The sequence below is a fragment of the Pseudaquabacterium rugosum genome (assembly GCF_038066575.1).
GTDB classification, from domain to species: Bacteria; Pseudomonadota; Gammaproteobacteria; order Burkholderiales; family Burkholderiaceae_C; genus Pseudaquabacterium; species Pseudaquabacterium rugosum.
In genome coordinates, this window is record NZ_JBBUTF010000006.1 from 122,539 (window position 1) to 135,835 (window position 13,297).

The 13,297-nt window shown below is 74.0% G+C and carries 9 protein-coding genes; all 9 read right to left on the reverse strand.

Annotated elements, in window-relative coordinates; translation table 11 throughout:
- Positions 1-38 precede the first annotated feature (38 nt).
- Positions 39-848: an SDR family NAD(P)-dependent oxidoreductase gene (locus tag AACH11_RS07950; protein WP_341373677.1), complete on the reverse strand. Its 810-nt coding sequence runs from the start codon at positions 846-848 to the stop codon at positions 39-41.
- A 148-nt stretch (positions 849-996) separates the two neighbouring features.
- On the reverse strand, positions 997-2,463 hold the full coding sequence (locus tag AACH11_RS07955) for an aldehyde dehydrogenase family protein (RefSeq protein WP_341373678.1): 1,467 nt from the start codon (positions 2,461-2,463) through the stop codon (positions 997-999).
- A gap of 38 nt (positions 2,464-2,501) precedes the next feature.
- Positions 2,502-3,245, reverse strand: coding sequence for an OmpW/AlkL family protein (locus AACH11_RS07960; RefSeq protein WP_341373679.1), 744 nt, complete (start codon positions 3,243-3,245; stop codon positions 2,502-2,504).
- A 223-nt stretch (positions 3,246-3,468) separates the two neighbouring features.
- Positions 3,469-5,346, reverse strand: coding sequence for an enoyl-CoA hydratase-related protein (locus AACH11_RS07965; RefSeq protein ID WP_341373680.1), 1,878 nt, complete (start codon positions 5,344-5,346; stop codon positions 3,469-3,471).
- Between the two features lie 10 nt (positions 5,347-5,356).
- Positions 5,357-6,565, reverse strand: a complete 1,209-nt coding sequence (locus tag AACH11_RS07970) for an acetyl-CoA C-acetyltransferase (RefSeq protein WP_341373681.1) — start codon at positions 6,563-6,565, stop codon at positions 5,357-5,359.
- Positions 6,562-7,659, reverse strand: coding sequence for a 2Fe-2S iron-sulfur cluster-binding protein (locus AACH11_RS07975; protein ID WP_341373682.1), 1,098 nt, complete (start codon positions 7,657-7,659; stop codon positions 6,562-6,564). Before AACH11_RS07975 ends, AACH11_RS07970 begins: the two co-directional genes overlap by 4 nt.
- A gap of 2 nt (positions 7,660-7,661) precedes the next feature.
- Entirely contained in the window at positions 7,662-8,768 is a 1,107-nt protein-coding gene (locus AACH11_RS07980) for a fatty acid desaturase (protein ID WP_341373683.1), read from the reverse strand.
- 118 nt (positions 8,769-8,886) lie between these two features.
- Entirely contained in the window at positions 8,887-11,655 is a 2,769-nt protein-coding gene (locus tag AACH11_RS07985; protein WP_341373684.1) for a winged helix-turn-helix domain-containing protein, read from the reverse strand.
- Positions 11,656-11,716: 61 nt separating this feature from the next.
- The gene (locus AACH11_RS07990; protein WP_341373685.1) at positions 11,717-13,252 is read right to left on the reverse strand and encodes an AMP-binding protein; all 1,536 of its coding nucleotides are present in this window, start codon (positions 13,250-13,252) and stop codon (positions 11,717-11,719) included.
- Positions 13,253-13,297: the final 45 nt, after the last annotated feature.

Genomic DNA, 13,297 nt, shown 5'->3' on the forward strand with positions numbered 1-13,297 from the left:
GGAGCCCGGCCGGGTCATCGTACAACACCGCCCGCACCTCAGACCGCCGTGTAGCCCCCGTCCACCGCGATGGCCGCACCGGTGATGCTGCGCGACAGGTCCGAGCACAGGAACAGGATGGTCGAGGCCACGTCGTCCGGCTCCGTCAGTCGGCCGTTGGGGATCAGGCCGAGCACCATGCGGGTGGCGTCCTCGGCCGACGGTGACAGGCCCTCGCGCAGCAGCTCGGCCAGGCCATTGGCCAGCAGCGGCGTGTTGCCCGGCCCCGGATGCATCGAGTTCACCCGCACCTGACTGCCCGCCCGCGCGAACTCGGCCGCCACCGACTTGCTGAGGATGGTGACGCCACCCTTGGCCGCCGAGTACGCGGCCTGCGCCACCGAGGCCACCTGGCCGAACACCGAGGACACGTTGACGATGGCCGCCCCGCCCTCGCGCGCCGCCGTGGCCGACAGCAGCGGCCAGGCCGTCTGCATGCCCAGCCACACGCTGTCGAGGTTGACGGCCAGCAGCTGGTGCAGCTCGTCCAGCGAGGTGCGCAGGAAGGGCCGCGTCAGCATGCGGCCGGCGTTGTTGACGAGGCCGTCGAGCCGGCCGTCGGTGGCCTGGCCCGCCGCATCGAGCACCTGGCGCCAGCCGGCCTCCGAGGCCACGTCGTGGCCGTGGGCCCAGGCGGTGGCGCCGGCCTCGCGGCACAGGCGCGCCGTCTCCTGCGCGCCCGCGGCGTCCAGATCGGTGGCCACGACGCGGGCGCCGGCCCGCGCCAGTCGCACACAGGTACAGCGGCCGAAGCCGCCGGCCGCGCCGGTCACCAGGATGACCTTGTCGTTCAGGCCCATGAGATCCATGCATCCTCCTGCGGGTTGAAATCGGGGCCCCGTGCACGGCACGGCACGGTGGCCGGCCGGCGACGGAGCCCGTCGGGGTGGAGCGTCGCGATGACGCCCAGGGAAGGGAAAAGACAACGGGGAAAGAGAGCGGCAGCAGGACGGCGGCTCAGGCCGTCTTGATGATCACCGAGCGGGTCTCGGTGTAGTGGGCGAAGACCTCCTCGCCGTTCTCGCGGCCCCAGCCGGACTGCTTGAGGCCGCCGAAGGGGATGGCCGGGTCGGGCGTGAGCTGGGTGTTGACCCAGACCGTGCCGGCCTCCAGCTGCTGCGCCAGCTGGTGGGCGCGACCGAGGTCGCGGGTGTAGACATGGGCCGCCAGGCCGTAGTCGCTGTCATTGGCCAGCTCGACCAGCGCCTCAGGATCGTCGTAAGGCGTGACGGTCAGCACCGGGCCGAAGATCTCGTCGCGCACGGCCGGGTTGTGGCGGTCCTCGGTCAGCAGCACGGTGGGCGCGACGAAGTAGCCGGGGCGGTCGATGCGGTGGCCACCCAGCACGCAACGGGCGCCGGCCGCACGTCCGGCCTCGATGCGACCGAGCACATGGTCGAGCTGCCGCGCGCTGACCACCGGCCCCAGCCGCGTGGCCGGATCGCTGCCGGCGCCGATCGGGAAGGCGTCGATGACCTGGGCGATGCCGTCGAGCACCGGATCGAGCAGCGGGCGCGGCACGTACAGCCGCGTGCCGGCGAAGCAGACCTGGCCCGAGTTGAAGAACACCGCCTGCGCCGCGCCGGGGATGGCCACCGAGAGGTCGGCATCGGGCAGGATCAGCGTCGGCGACTTGCCGCCGAGTTCCAGCGTCAGGCGGGTCAAGGGCCGTGCGACGGCCGCCACCAGGCGCTGGCCGGTGGCCGTCGAGCCGGTGAAGCTGATCTTGGCCACGCCCGGATGGGTGGCCAGCGCCTGGCCGGTCGTGCCGTCGCCCAGCAGCAGATTGAACACACCGGGCGGAAAGCCGGCCTGCTCGATCAGCTGGGCCAGGCGGATCGCCGAGTACGGCGTCTGCTCGGCCGGCTTGAGCACCACGGTGCAGCCGGCGGCCAGCGCCGGGGCGATCTTCCACAGCGCGAGCACCAGCGGGAAGTTCCAGGGCACGATGGCGGCCACCACGCCCACCGGCTGGCGCAGCGTGTACGCATGGTGGCTGCCCGCGGGCTGCAGCGCCGGGGCGATGCAGCGGCCGTGCAGCTTGCTGGGCCAGCCGGCCATGTAGCGCACCCACATCGCGGCCAGCGGCAGGTCCACCGTGCTGGCGAAGGCGATCGGCTTGCCGTTGTCCAGCGCTTCGATGGCGGCCAGTTCAGCCGCGTGCGCGTCGATCAGATCGGCCAGGCGGTGCAGCAGCCGCTCGCGGGCGATCGGCGGCAGGCCGCGCCAGGCCGGATCACGGAAGGCCGTGCGGGCGGCCTGCACCGCCGCCTCGACGCTGGCCGCCCCGCTGAGCGGGATGTCGCCCAGCGGCTGCGCCGTGGCCGGATCGTGGACCGGCAGACGCGCGGCCTGAGGGTCATCCTGCCAGCGGCCGGCGATGAAGTTCAGGGCCGGGGGAAGGGTGGGTTGCGGTGTCGTCATCGGGGGCTCCAGATCATGGGAAAGCAGCGCACAGGCGCTCAGAAGCGGTGCGACAGCCCGAGGTGCAGCACCAGCGGGTCCAGCCGCACATCGGCCCGCGCGGGCGGGCCGCCGAGGGCGGGCACGGTGCCGGTGGCCCGCGTCTTGACGAAGATCTGCCGCGCATCGATGAACCAGGACCACTGCGCGCCGATCGGCAGCTCCACGCCGGCCTGCAGCGCGGTGCCGAAGGCGCTGCGCACGCGCAGGCCCGCGATGTCGCCATCGCTGCTGGAGAAGACGTGGGTGTAGTTCAGGCCGGCGCCGACGTACGGCCGCAGCGGGCCGACGGCCCCGGGCGACCAGACCAGCGACAGCACGGCCGGGCCGTACCTGACGTGGCCGAGCGTGCCGGTCAGCGGCGGCACCAGGCCGGCCAGGCTGCCGGCGGCGCTCAGCGTGGTGGTGGGCGGCACGCCGAGGGCGGTGCGCAGCGTCCAGTGCGCATCGAGCGCATAGCCGATGTCGATGCCGAGGAAGACGTTGTCCTTCAGATCGATCGCGGCGCCGAGCACCGGCGAGCCGGCCACGCTGACGCGGCTGGACGCGTGGAATGCCGCCAGGGCCGGGCCGACGCGCAGCGTCCACGGCGAGGTGGCGGGGGTGGCCGGCGCTGCGGGTGGATCCTGTGTCTGCGTCTGCGTCTGCGTCTGCGTCTGCGTCTGCGCCCGGGCCGGTGCCGCGGCCAGCACGGCGAGGGCCACCGCCCACAGCGCCAGCGCCTTGGTTCTGGCGTCAGGCACGGTACGTGTGCGGTCGCCGGAGCCGCCGAGAGCGTGGCCGGACCCGTGTCGGGACCGATGACCTGGATCTCGACCTGAGGGGCGTGCCGGATGTGGACCGATGCGGGACTTCATGCTCTGTCTCCTGGTGGATGCGCCCTGTGCCGGGCGTCGTGGGCGCCCCGGCGGCCCCTCTCAGGATCGCCAGGACGTCGATGGGATGGCGGGCCGTGCGGCCGGCCGATCAGGCCGCCGCCGCGACGGGCCGCGCCACCGGCGAGGGCGGGCAGGCGGGCCCACCCAGGTGCCGGGGGAAGCCGGCACCCAGCACGGCGGCGACGTCCAGCGCGGTGGTGGTGAGGCCTGCAGCGGTCGTGGTGGCCGCGGCGTCGTCACCCCGCCCGGCGGGCCCGGCGAGCAACGCCCGCGCCCAGCCCCGCTGGGCCTCGCACAGACGGGCGGCGACGTCGTCGGCCGGCAAGCCCCCGGGCGCCGCGGCGGTCGGAGCGCCCTCGCCGGCCGCTGGGCCTTCGGCCGCGTCGGCTGGCGCGGCCGGGGGCCAGGCCTGCCCGATGGCCGCGGCCAGCGTGACCAGCGCCGGCCAACCGCCGGCCCGCGCCAGGTTGTCGACCACCACCGGTGAATCACCGCCGGCCACGGCCTGGCGGGCCGCGCCCAGCACGGCGTCGATCGCGTCGCGCAGGGCATGGCGCGGGGCCGCGCCCGGATCGGCCGCGGGCAGCAGCAGCGGCACGGCCCGCAGCTGCCGCGCAAGGTCGAAGCCAGCGGCCAGCGTGCGCGCATCGGTGTCGGCACGCGGCGCGATCTCCAGCACCGGCGGCAGATCGCCCGGCCAGGCGGCGAACCAGCGCAGGGCCAGCGCGCCAGGGCCCTCACCGACGCACAGCCGGCCCTGCGCATCAGCACCGGCACCGGCACCGGCGTCGGCGTCAGCACCAGCGTCGGCCACGGCGGCCGCCTGGGGCCGGGCCGCTGCGGCCGCACAACCCCCATCCTGAACGCCCTCGATCGGCGCCCCGGCCTCGGCGCCGACCGCCGGCCCGGTGTCCCGCACGACCACCGGCCCGACCGTCAGCCCGGCCGCCTGCGCCGCCACCCGCAGACCGTCCAGCCATGGCGCATCGCCGGCCAGCAGCAGGCGGTCCGCCCGCTGCCGTGGCACCGCGGCCGGCCGGCCCGGCGCCTTCTCCAGCGCCTGGCGACCGAAGAACAGCGTACGGATCATGGCCTGCGCCTCGGCGCCCTGCACCAGACGCGCGAACTGCTGCTGCTCGATGCGCAGCGCGCGGTCGAAGGGCAGGCGCGAGCCCTCGTAGACACAGCTGGCGATGGCCCCCGGCGCCGGCTGCAGGCCATGGCTGCGGCCGTGGATGCCGGCGTTGACGGTCATGAACAGCGCCTGGGCGGCCGGCGTGCTGCTGTCGCCCCCCGGCAGGCGCCAGCCCTTGCGGTCCCAGGGCGCCTGGGCCGCCACCCGGCCGGCCAGCAGGGCGCGGCGGGCGGCGGGCAGCAGGTCGTCGGTGGGCACCACCGCGTCCAGCAGGCCCGCCTCGTGCGCCGCGGTCGTCGACAGAGGGCGGCCGCTGATCATCAGCGGCAGCGCGGCGGCGAGGCCCAGCAGCCGCGGCAGGCGCTGCGTGCCGCCGGCACCGGGCAACAGGCCCAGCGTCACCTCGGGCAGGCCGTAGACAGCGCCCGGGGTGTCGGCAGCGATGCGGTGGTGGCAGGCCAGCAGCAGCTCCAGGCCCCCGCCGAGCGCGGTGCCGGTCGACGCACCGACCACCGGCAGGCCCAGCGTCTCCAGCCGGCGCAGCACGGCGCCGATGCGGGCGATCAGGCGCGCCGCATCGGCCGGACCGATGCCGGGCGCGACGAAGTCGGCCATGATGGCCAGGTCGGCACCGGCGACGAAGCTGGACTTGGCGGAGGTGACGATCAGACCGCGCACCTGAGGGTCTTGGGGCCGGGCCTGGATCCGGGAGATCCGATCCAGGCAGGCCTCGAGCGCGGGCGGGAAGTCCCAGTCGATGACGTTCATCGTCCGGGGCTGGTCGATCGTCAGGGTGGCGATGCCCTGGGCATCGATGTCGAGTCGGATCATGGCGGTCCTTTCAGAGGCGTTCGATCACGGTGGCCACGCCCATGCCGGCACCCACGCACAGGGTGACCAGGGCGGTCGAGCGGCCGCTGCGCTCAAGCTCGTCGAGTGCGGTGCCGATCAGGATGGCGCCGGTGGCGCCCAACGGATGGCCCATCGCGATCGAGCCGCCGTTGACGTTGACCGCGGCCGGATCGAGGTCCATCGCCTCGGTGAAGCGCAGCGCCACCGCGGCGAAGGCCTCGTTGATCTCCCACAGGTCGATGTCGCGCGCGGTCATGCGGGCGCGGGCCAGCGCCTTCTGCGCGGCGAACGAGGGCGCGGTCAGCATCAGCGTGGGCTCGGAGCCGATCTCGGCCCAGGAGACGATGCGCGCGCGCGGCCGCAGGCCGGCGGCACGGCCGGCCTCGGCCGTGCCCAGCAGCACCGCGCAGGCCCCGTCGACGATGCCCGAGGAGTTGCCGGCATGGTGGCGGTGCTGCACCTGCGCCACATCCGGATAACGTCGCATCGCGATGGCATCGAAGCCGGCCTCGCGCCCGGCGCGCTCGAAGGCGGGCCTGAGCGCGGCCAGGTCCTCGATCCGGCAGTCCGGGCGCACCGTCTCGTCACGCGCCAGCAGCACCTCACCCACCAGGTCATGCACCGGCGCCACCGAGGCGTCGAAGCGGCCCTCGGCCCAGGCGCGCGCCGCGCGCTGGTGGCTGCCGACGGCGAAGGCGTCCAGCCGCTCGCGGCCGTAGCCCCAGCGGGTGGCGATCAGGTCGGCGCTGATGCCCTGGGGGATGAAGTGCGCCCGCAGCGCGATGCGCGGATCGGCGGCCCACGCACCACCATCGCTGAGGATGGGGACACGGGACATCGATTCCACGCCGCCACAGACGACGAAATCGGCCTGGCCGGCGATCAGCTTGGCGGCGCCCATGTGGCAGGCCTCCAGGCCCGAGCCACAGAAGCGGTTGATCTGCACACCGGCCACCGACTGGTCATAGCCGGCATCGAGCGCGGCCAGCCGCGGCAGCACCTGGCCCTGCTCACCGACGGGCGAGACGATGCCGAAGATCACGTCATCGACCCGGCGGGTGTCGAGCGCGCTGCGCTCACGCAGCGCCTGCAGCACGGTGCTGGCCAGGCGCACGGGGGTGACCTCGTGCAGCGCGCCGTCGGGCTTGCCGCGGCCGCGCGGGGTGCGCACATGGTCGAAGATGAGGGCGGAACTCATGCGGGCCTCACGGTCGGAACAAGGGGTGGGGTCGGGGCCTGCGGGGCGACAGCGGGCGTGCCGCTGGCCACGAAGGCGTCGGTGTGGATGTGCGCGTCGGACCAGCCGAGGGCGCGCAGGCGGCCCTGGCCGGCCTGCACCATGGCCGCGTTGCCGCAGAGGTAGGCGGTGCGGGCGCCGCACTCGGCCAGCAGGGCGGGCGTGATCTGGTCGGTGACCGGGCCGCGGGCACCGCGCCAGGCGCTGTCCGCGGGCTCGTCGGACAGCACGATGCGGCTGCGCACCCGGCCGCCGGAGGCGATCTCCAGCCGCTCCAGGATCGGGGCGGCGAACTGGTCCTGCGCGCGCCGCAGCCCCAGCAGGATCAGGAAGCGGGCGCGGCTGGAATGGCGCAGGCGGTCCTCGACGATCGAGACCACCGGCGCCAGACCGGTGCCGCCGGCCACGCACAGCGCATCGGCATCGTCCGCACCGCCGCGCCCGCCCATCGCACCGAAGGGGCCGCTCACGCGCATCGGCAGGCCTGGCGCGGCCTCGGCCCACAGCCGGTCGGAGAAGGCGCCGCCCGGCATGCGGCGGATCAGGAAGCCCACGCTGTCGTCACCGCCCTCACGCGGCGCATGGGCGAAGGAGTAGGCGCGCGTCAGCGTCGGCCCGTCCAGCGACAGCTCGGCATACTGGCCGGCACGGAAGGCCAGCGGCCGCTCCAGCGCCAGCTGCAGGGCCATCACGTCGCCGGGCAGGCGCTGCACGCTGGCGATGCGGGCGTGGCGGTGCTCGCGCCGGTCCTCGGGCAGGTGGATGACCAGATCGGAGCGCACCTTGCTCTGGCAGGCCAGCACATAGCCGTCGCGCAGCTCGGCGGCCGTCAGCGGCGACAGCGCGAAGTCCATCATCGGCTTGATCTGTCCGCTGATCAGCCGCGTCTTGCACTGGCCGCAGGTGCCGACCCGGCAGTTGTGCGGATAGTCGATGCCGCGGGCCAGCGCGCCGGCCAGCAGGATCTCGTCGCGCGGCAAGGCCAGCACCGGGCCGTCCGCACCGAGCCTCACCTGACAGTCGCGCGGCGCCTCGCGCTTGAACCAGGACCACATGATCAGGCCGCTCCGCTCGGACGGGCACTCACCAGCCAGTCCTCCCAGCCGGCGGCGCGGTTGGCCTGGCGGGCCAGCTCACGCTCACGCGGGGTGGCGTGGCGCTCGTCCCAGTCGCGCAGGCGGGGCTTGATGAGGGCGAACCACAGCGGCGGCAGCAGCGCGGCCAGGATGCACAGCAGGAAGTGCGGCTGGCGCGGGCCGTCGCGGTCGGGGGTCAGGCGGTAGAAGGGCTTGTACGGGTCCTCGTGGTGGCCGGCGTGGTTGGTGATCTCCAGCGCCAGGATGCGCACGAAGGGCGTCAGGTGGTTCCAGGTGTGGCGGCGCTGGAACTGGCCGGGGGTGTCCGTCACCAGGCCGTAGTGGTTGACGTAGTTGAAGAACTCCAGCATCAGCCGCGGGCCCACCAGCGAGCTGGCGATGGCCCAGGCCGCGCCGCTCCAGCCGCCCAGCCAGACCAGGGCCGCGGTGTAGGCCGCCAGGCCGGCCAGCGAGCCCACCCAGTGGTTCATCGGATGCCACCAGGCGCGGCCGCGCTTGGTCCACATCTCGCGCTCCAGCGCGACGGCGTCCTGGAACTGGCCAACGAAGCTGCGCACCAGGTAGGGGTAGACGGCCTCGCCGCGGCGGGCGGTGTCGGGATCGTCGGGCGTGGCCACCTTCAGGTGATGGGTGACGACGTGGGTGATCTCGCGCCAGGGGTCGTAGATCAGCCACAGGCCGATGCGGCCCAGCAGGTGCATGACGGGCGTCTTGCGGTGCATCAGCTCGTGCACGGCCGGCGCCGCGACGACGAAGCCGTAGAGCGCGGTGCCGGCGAAGGCGCCGGCCAGACTCAGCGGCGTGTCGAAGTGCCCTTGGCCGACCCACCAGGCGAACAGGCCGATCTGGACGAAGCCGGCCACGACGGTGGCCGTGACCTGCACGTCGTAGAGCCAGGCCGCGCGCAGGTCGCGCTCGGAGAAATCCAGCGGCAGCAGCATGTCCACGCACAGGATGGCCAGCAGCGCGACCAGGCCCAGCCAGGTCATCGGGCCGCCCTGCCACAGGCCCCAGACATGCAGCCCCAGCAGCGCCGGGGACAGCAGATACTTGAAGTAGTCGAACACACGCATCTCCTCGGTTCAGACGCTGTCAGCGTGTCAGCGTCCGTCGATGGTCGTGTGTCGTGCCCCGACCGACGCCCGACCGAAGTCGGGTCCGGGGCCCGGGTTTGCCCCGGCGAGGCTAGTGCAGCAGGTTCAGCATCCGCGCCTTGACCAGCGCGGCCGAGCGGCTCTTGACCTGCAGCTTGGCGTAGAGCTTGTAGAAGTGCCACTTCACCGTGGGCACCGACAGGTGCACGCGCTCGCCGATCTGCTGGTTGCTCAGGCCCTTGTCCAGCAGGGCCAGCAGCTCGTGCTCGCGGCGGGTCAGCGGCTCGGTCAGGCCGCCGGCCGCGGCCACCGTGCCCTCGCCGGGCAGGTCCTGGCCCGCGGCGCCGGGTGGCGCCGGGTCAGGCACCGGCGCGGCCTGGGCGGCCAGCCGGGCCAGCAGCTCGATCTCCTCGGGCTGCACCAGGCCCAGCTCCTTGCCCGAGGCCTGGGTCAAGGCGGCCGGCAGGGTGGCCGCGCGCTCCAGCAGCGGCTGCACCAGGCGCCGCCGGGCCGCGACGAAGAGGGCCTGGCCGAGGGCCATCTGCGCGCGCTTCGCATCGCCACCGCCCAGGTGCAGCCCGACCTCCAGCAGATGCAGCTCCAGCAGCTCACGCCAGCGCTGGGCGGCACGCACCGTGCGCTTGAGGCGTTCGACACGCTCGGGCAGGCCACGCTGCTGGCCGATGCGCCAGGCCCATTCAAGCGCCAGCAGGCGTTCGGGCAGCGGCCGGCCGTCGCCACCGGCCTCGTCGTCGGGCACCAGCATGTGGCGGAAGGCGAACTCCTGCGCATCATCGATGCGCCCCAGCGCCAGCAGCCGGCGCAGCTGCTGCACCGCGACCTGGCGCTGGGTGCGTGGCGCATAACACAGCACCACCGGATCCAGCGCCGCGGGGGAGAACTCGCCATCGGCCGCACCGTCCCACATCGCCACGCAGGCGGCCAGGCCGTGCTGGGCCGTCTCGTTGATGCCATGGCTGCGGGCCCGGGCCAGGCCGCGCAGCGCGCGCACCCGGGCCTCGGCGGTGCGGCCCAGGTCGTGCAGCGCGCGGGCGTGCACGAAGTCCAGGGTCGTGATCACGGCCGCATCCTCGCCCAACTGCTCGACCACCTGAGGCCGCACCCGGCACAGATGACCGTCGGCGCGCACCGGGTCGCCCTCGGTCAGCTCGATGGCGGCATGGATCAGGGCCACCCAGCCGGCGCCGTAGGCCGAGGCGGCGCGCTCGATGGCGCCGAGCGCCGTCTGCAGCCGCAGCCGCGCCACCGTGGAGCGGCCCTGGGCCAGCTCGGCCACGGCCGCGCCGGTGGCCACCGTGGCCACGCCCAGCGGATCGCGCTCGGCCGGGTCCTGCAGCCAGCGCTGGGCGTCGTCGCTGGCGGTCTCCAGCAGGTCCAGGTGGACCGAGATCACCACCCGCAGCAGGCCGGCCCGGGCGCGCAGGCCGGCCGCACGCTGGCCGCCGGGATCCAGCTCGGCCAGCCGGTGCTCCAGCGACTGCAGCGCGCTGAACGCACGCTCGTACTGCAGCAGAAAGCACAGCGACCACGCATACCAGGCATGGGCCTCGGGCGACAGCGCGGTGCCGGTGGCCAGCACCTGCTCGGACCACTGGACGAACAGCACCAGCCGGCCCTGGTCGCCGGCCACGGTGCGCGCCACCCGGTCCAGCAACTGGCCGGCCAGCGCCGGTGCGGGCGCGGCCAGGGCCGCCTCCAGCGCGGCCTCGTCGTCGCCCTGGTCGGCATGCCAGCGCGCGGCGCGCTCCAGCACCTGGCGGCGGCGCTCGCGCGGCAGATGGCGCGCGCCCTCGGCCTGCAGATGCTGGCGCAGCAGCGTGTGCAGGCGCAGCCAGCGGCGGTCGCGGTCGAGCGGGAAGATCAGCACGTGGCGGCGCAGCATGTCGTCCAGCCACTGCGCGGCCTCGGCGCAGCCGGTGGCGTCCTCGGCCAGCTCGGCACTGAACTCGCGCAGCAGCGCCATCTCCATCAGGAACTCGACCTGGCGCGCGGGAAAGCCGTGCAGCACCCGCCGCGTCAGCACCGCCGCCATGTCGTGGTCGCGTCCGCTGAAGCGCTCGACGACGGCCTCGGCGCCCTGCCCAGGCGCCGACGCGGGCTGCTGGGCGATCAGCACCTGCAGCAGCCGCGCCGCGGCCGGCCAGCCCTCGGTCAGCGCGTGCATGCGCGCCACCAGCGCGGGCGCCGGATCGGGCAGGCCCGCCTGCAGCAGCAGCGCGCGCAGGCTCTGCGGATCGAGCGCCAGATGCGCGGCCTGCAGCTCGACGGTGTTGAGCTCCAGCTTGGCGCGCAGCAGGTCCAGCGGCAGGTCCTGCGTGCTCGACAGCGCCAGGCGCAGCGCGGCACCGGTGCCGAAGACCAGGCGCTCCAGCACGTCGGCCAGCCGCGGATCGGTGCAGACGTGGAGGTTGTCGATGCACAGCACGACCGGCCGCGCCAGCCGCGCCAGCACCGTGTACAGCCGGTCGGCCGATTCCCGCGGATCGCTGGGCAGGGCGGCGAAGGCCTCGCCGGGCAGATTCCAGGACAGCGCCTCATGTTGCAGGGCAGCGGTCAGCAGCGACAGCACGGCATCGACGCTGGTGTCGCGGTCGTCCAGCGTCAGCCAGACACAGGGCACGCCACGCTGGCGCAGCAGCCGGTACAGGCGGCCCAGCACCAGCGTCTTGCCGTAACCCGGCGGCGCGCAGACGGTGACCAGCTTGGCCAGCACCGCACTGCGCAGCAGCACCTGCACCGCCTGCGGCAGCACCGCCTCGACGGCGGTCTCCGGCGGGGCCAGGCGGCCGCGCTGGACGGGGAGCGGGCTGGCCGGACTGGCTGGAATGGCCGGACTCATCGGTCACCCCGGACAGGGGCAGGATCGGGGCACCGTGCCATGACCTCGGACCTGAGGTGATTCAACGCAGCGAGGCGCGCAGCAGCTGCTTCTGCAGCTTGCCCATCGGGTTGCGGGGCAGGGCCGACAGCAGCTCCAGCCGGCGCGGCACCTTGAAGCCGGCCAGGCGGGCGCGCAGGTGGTCCTGGATCGCCGTCAGGTCGAGCGTGACGCCGGGCCGCGGCACGGCGCACAGCGTGACCACCTCGCCCCAGTGCGCATCGGGCAGGCCGATCACCGCGCATTCGGCCAGATCGGGGTGATCGGCCAGCGCGTTCTCGACCTCGGACGAATAGACGTTCTCGCCACCGGAGATGATCATGTCCTTGAGCCGGTCCATCACGTGGACGTAGCCGTCCGCATCGATGCGGCCGACGTCGCCGGTACGGTACCAGCCGTCGTGCAGCGCGTCGGCGCTGGCCTGCGGGTTGCGCCAGTAGCCGCGCAGGATGGAGCCCGAGCGCACCAGGATCTCGCCGGCCTCGCCCGGCGCCGCATCCTGGCCGTCAGGGACGACGATGCGCAGCTGCGCATCACCGCCCGGCTTGCCGGCCGAGGTCCACAGCTGCGGCCGCTGGCGACCGGCGCGGTGGTCGTCGGGCGTCAGGATGGACAGCGCGGCGGTGGTCTCGGTGGCGGCATAGATCTGCGCCAGATCGCAGCCGAAGACGTCCATCACCCGCGCCAGCAACTGCGGATCGACCGCCGAGGCGCCGTAGTGGATGCGCTGCAGCGCCGGGAACTGCCCCGGCTGCACCTTCTGCACCAGCATCGCCATCAGGGTCGGCACCATGACGGTGGTCCTGATGCGGCCGGAGGCCAGCGCCGCCATGATGCGGGCAGGATCAGCCGACCGGTGGAGGACGACCTGCGTGCCATAGGCCAGCGCGAACAGCGGGTAGGTGATGCCGGCCGCGTGGAAGCAGGGCATGAACACCAGCACCCGGTCGTCCGGCGGCAGCGGGCCCAGCCGGGCCTCCCACTGCGCGCGCTGCGACAGGTGCATCGCATGGGTCTGCGGCACGCCCTTGGGCCGGCCGGTGGTGCCGCTGGTGTAGAGCTGCAGGAAGTCGTCGTCGGCGCGCACCGGCTGCGGCGGCAGTGCCGCGGCGCCGTCGCGCCAGGCCGCGTAGTCGACCCAGCGCGCATCGGCCGGCACACCGGCATCGACGGCCACGATGCGCGTGATCTGCGGCAGGCGCTCGGCCAGCGTGCCGGCGGCCTCGATGAAGTCGGCATCGACGACGAGCACACGGGCGCCGCTGTCGAGCAGGATGTCCTGCCACTCGGTCAGGGCCAGGCGCCAGTTCAGCACCACGCAGGTGCCGCGCGCCATCGCGGCACCGAAGATCAGCTCCAGCAGGCGGTCGCAGTTCTTGCCCAGCCAGGCCACACGCTCGCCCGGCTGCAGGCCGCCGGCCACCAGCGCACCGGCCACCCGCCGCGACTGCAGACGGAAGGCGCCGAAGGTGGTCACACGCCCCTCGTATTCGCAGTAGGGGCTGTCGGGCAGACGGTCCGCGGTGGCGTCGAGCACGTCGATCATGGTGTGGGCCATTGGAAGGTCTCCGGTGGGTGCGCGCAAGGCGGCGGGGGGTCTCGG

Excerpts from the sequence above, each read along its gene's own strand:
- AACH11_RS07975 (WP_341373682.1), bottom strand. The coding sequence starts at position 7,659 with ATGTGGTCCTGGTTCAAGCGCGAGGCGCCGCGCGACTGTCAGGTGAGG.
- AACH11_RS07955 (WP_341373678.1), bottom strand. The coding sequence starts at position 2,463 with ATGACGACACCGCAACCCACCCTTCCCCCGGCCCTGAACTTCATCGCC.
- AACH11_RS07990 (WP_341373685.1), bottom strand. The coding sequence starts at position 13,252 with ATGGCCCACACCATGATCGACGTGCTCGACGCCACCGCGGACCGTCTG.
- AACH11_RS07970 (WP_341373681.1), bottom strand. The coding sequence starts at position 6,565 with ATGAGTTCCGCCCTCATCTTCGACCATGTGCGCACCCCGCGCGGCCGC.
- AACH11_RS07985 (WP_341373684.1), bottom strand. The coding sequence starts at position 11,655 with ATGAGTCCGGCCATTCCAGCCAGTCCGGCCAGCCCGCTCCCCGTCCAG.
- AACH11_RS07950 (WP_341373677.1), bottom strand. The coding sequence starts at position 848 with ATGGATCTCATGGGCCTGAACGACAAGGTCATCCTGGTGACCGGCGCG.
- AACH11_RS07965 (WP_341373680.1), bottom strand. The coding sequence starts at position 5,346 with ATGATCCGACTCGACATCGATGCCCAGGGCATCGCCACCCTGACGATC.